The organism is Colwellia sp. (assembly GCF_013215345.1).
Classification (GTDB): Bacteria; Pseudomonadota; Gammaproteobacteria; order Enterobacterales; family Alteromonadaceae; genus Colwellia.
Map to the genome: position 1 here is coordinate 1 of NZ_JABSOV010000228.1, position 2,924 is coordinate 2,924.

The 2,924-nt window shown below is 40.3% G+C and carries 2 protein-coding genes; both read right to left on the reverse strand.

Annotated elements, in window-relative coordinates; all coding sequences use genetic code 11:
• A partial coding sequence (locus HRT50_RS18450; protein ID WP_291617235.1) for a collagenase occupies positions 1-2,549 on the reverse strand: 2,549 nt, incomplete at its 3' end.
• A gap of 219 nt (positions 2,550-2,768) precedes the next feature.
• Positions 2,769-2,846, reverse strand: a complete 78-nt coding sequence (mprA, locus tag HRT50_RS18920) for an MprA protease, GlyGly-CTERM protein-sorting domain-containing form (RefSeq protein WP_367238888.1) — start codon at positions 2,844-2,846, stop codon at positions 2,769-2,771.
• Positions 2,847-2,924: the final 78 nt, after the last annotated feature.

Sequence of the window (2,924 nt, forward strand, 5' to 3'; positions counted from 1 at the left end):
GAGGTATTGGTAATGGTGAATTCATGTGATTCGTTCATGATTAAATGAGCTTGTGCTAACTCGCAACTGCCCATTTGGTTTAATGCAGGAATTTCCTCAACAATAACATCTTTCACTAAATCAGCTTCAATGGTGAAAGTATTATCATCTGCTGCCATTACCGCAACACCCAAACAATTCATGTTGTTATCGCTTAACATCATGCGATCGCCTACTGTCCAACTTGTTGATGTGTAAGTATCGCCATGGTTTAAGGTTTTATAGTTTTTGCCAAAGTTAGTTTTACCCGTTGTACTATTTATCCAGAATAGTGAAACTGGTGTATTGGTAGTATTAGTAAAGGTAAAGTTAGTTTTACTGGCATCAAAATAGCGCGCATATTGCTGGACTAAATTACAACTGCCAATGGTATCAGCCGCGGGTATTTGTGCTGCTGTTGGCGCTACTGTTTCAGAATTTTCCAGCATGTATGCTGCAAAGCCTGACTCTGTACGTTGTACAACCCCTTTAAGTGCCGTTACATAGGCATTATTATTGCCTGCTTGTAAGGCCGCGGTAATTAGCTCCATCTCGCTTTTATGCTGTTCAGCTAAGTAACGCATGGCAAAATAACCCCATTGATATAAATTATCGTACTCATAACTCATAAATAGGATGTTATATAAAGGGGGGATGGTTTCACCTTTTAAGGTGTTTAAGGTACGGGTATGATCTTTACCCATGGCCATATACTCCGCTAGGCCTTCAGACCAAGCAACGTTATAGTCAAATGAACCGTATGAACCTGATTTTATATAACGACCATCAAGGTAATGAGTAAACTCATGTCTTAGGTTATATATTTGATCAATGTACTGGCATGAACCACCAAGCCAAGAGTCAGGGCATTGCATGGCAATAAAACGTGCTTGGTTACCTTCAGCTGTTGGTGTGCCTTCTAAATACATACCACCGTTATCAGTACTTATGCCAAAAAATTCGCCGGCATATTTTTCATAATCTTCAGGGCTAGCAAAGGCAACGACTTCAATGTGCTCATTTAAATCGCCAGCAACAGGTGTGCCTGCAGTATTAAAGAAGGCATGAAATTCACTTTCTTGTAGTGCCATATCAGCACATGATTGCGCAAGAGTGGCTGGGCTAATTGTACCTTGTGCACGTATGGTAATGTTATCAGTACAAGCATGGCTTACCGTTAAAATATCTTCTACGTTAGGTGGCACAATACAGCTACCAAATAAGGCATCGCCTTCTCCACAGCTACGCCCGGCATTCTCTAAGTAGTTCTTAGTCACAATAATACTCGCCGTTTCTTGTGAAATGTCAGCAATGACTTTACCGTGTGCTTCTAAGATAGTGCTGTCAAAACGTGTTTTGGCTTCATCGGTAGCAACAGTTGAAATTTTACCCATGGCATTAAAAGAATGAGGCATTATCCATTTTCTGTCATCTTCCCCAGACCAGCGCATATCAAGTGAAGTTTCACCTAAAAATACAAATGAGCGCATCACCGATAATACCTCTAACATATTTTCGTTATATGTGGCTTTAACCGCAGCATCACCATAATAAGCGGCAGAAGCTATAGCACCCATTAATGCCATAGTGGTATCGCCGCCATTGCTGATGGAAAATGGATTGCTTTGTAATGAGTAGTATTGAATAAGGCCTAATAAATGTGGTAACTGATCTTTATAAAATACCGCGCCAGAGTAGCGCTCTAAGTTTGTTAATGCATAAGCATAACCTTCTTGTATGACGCTGCCCGCAGGGCTGACAAAATCGGTCATTTGGGTAACGGCTAATAATGCAGTACTTAAAGCTTGTGCTTCTGAGTCCGTCATCTGCTCAGCATAATATTTATAAGAGGCCAAAAAGTATAATAATTGGTTTAGATCCGGATCGGCTAAATCATCTGCTTCAGCAAGATAATGAATAGCGGCTGCTACATCGGTAATAGGGTCTTCATCAGCGCCAGCAATTGCTGAAAAGCCACTATAGCTTGTAGCTAAAATACTGGTAACAGTAGCGCCATACTGGTCTTTAGAGCTAATAAGGGCAGCAGGTACTTCAACAAATGTACTGGTTGGGTAAACAATATAATCACCCATAGGTGCTGGCGGCTCTGGAATATCACCACCGCTAATGTTAACAATTATACTGGTTTGTTGAATGTTGCCACCAATGTGGAAGTAACGTTTACCAGCATGTGATACAAATGAAATACTCTCATCGTTGCTCTCAGGGTTGCTACTACTCGCTTCAACATCGCCGTCTCCCCACCAAGTACCTGGGTAAAGGCTTATATCAGCATCAGAGCCAGTAAAAGTACCACCAGAAGTAGTAATGGTTACATCGCTATTATCATAAGGAACATCGACAAATAAGTAATGGCCATAATCGGTAATACAGTGCATTTCGTTAGCTGGAACTTCGCCTTGACGAGGCAATGTTTTCTCGCCACACATTTCTACAGCTTGTACATTGGCGATATTCATCGACAGTAATAGTGCGCTAGCAAGTAGCGACTTTTTAGGTAATATTTTCATTGTGAGACCTGTTTCAATTTTTGTTGTTTTTAATTAATTTTTTTAATTGATTTATATTAGTTTTTATAGTTTTCAGGTAGGTGCATCGATGAACCAAGAAAGCTGCCCAAACAACTTCCTCGGTTAATAAAATACATTTCTTATTGCTAAATACATTGCATATTTAGGCGTTAACTTAAATGTTAAGTTAGGTGTCAACTCAGCGGTTAACTTGAGGAGTTACTTAGCTTTACGACGGCTATTAGCAAAGGCTAAACCCGCTAACATTAATAATGCCGCAGATGTCGGCTCTGGAATTGAACTTGTGCTTACGTTAACTGAACTTGCACCAGAAAAATCTACAGAGTAAGGGGCTGTTTCACCAAATTCATCAAA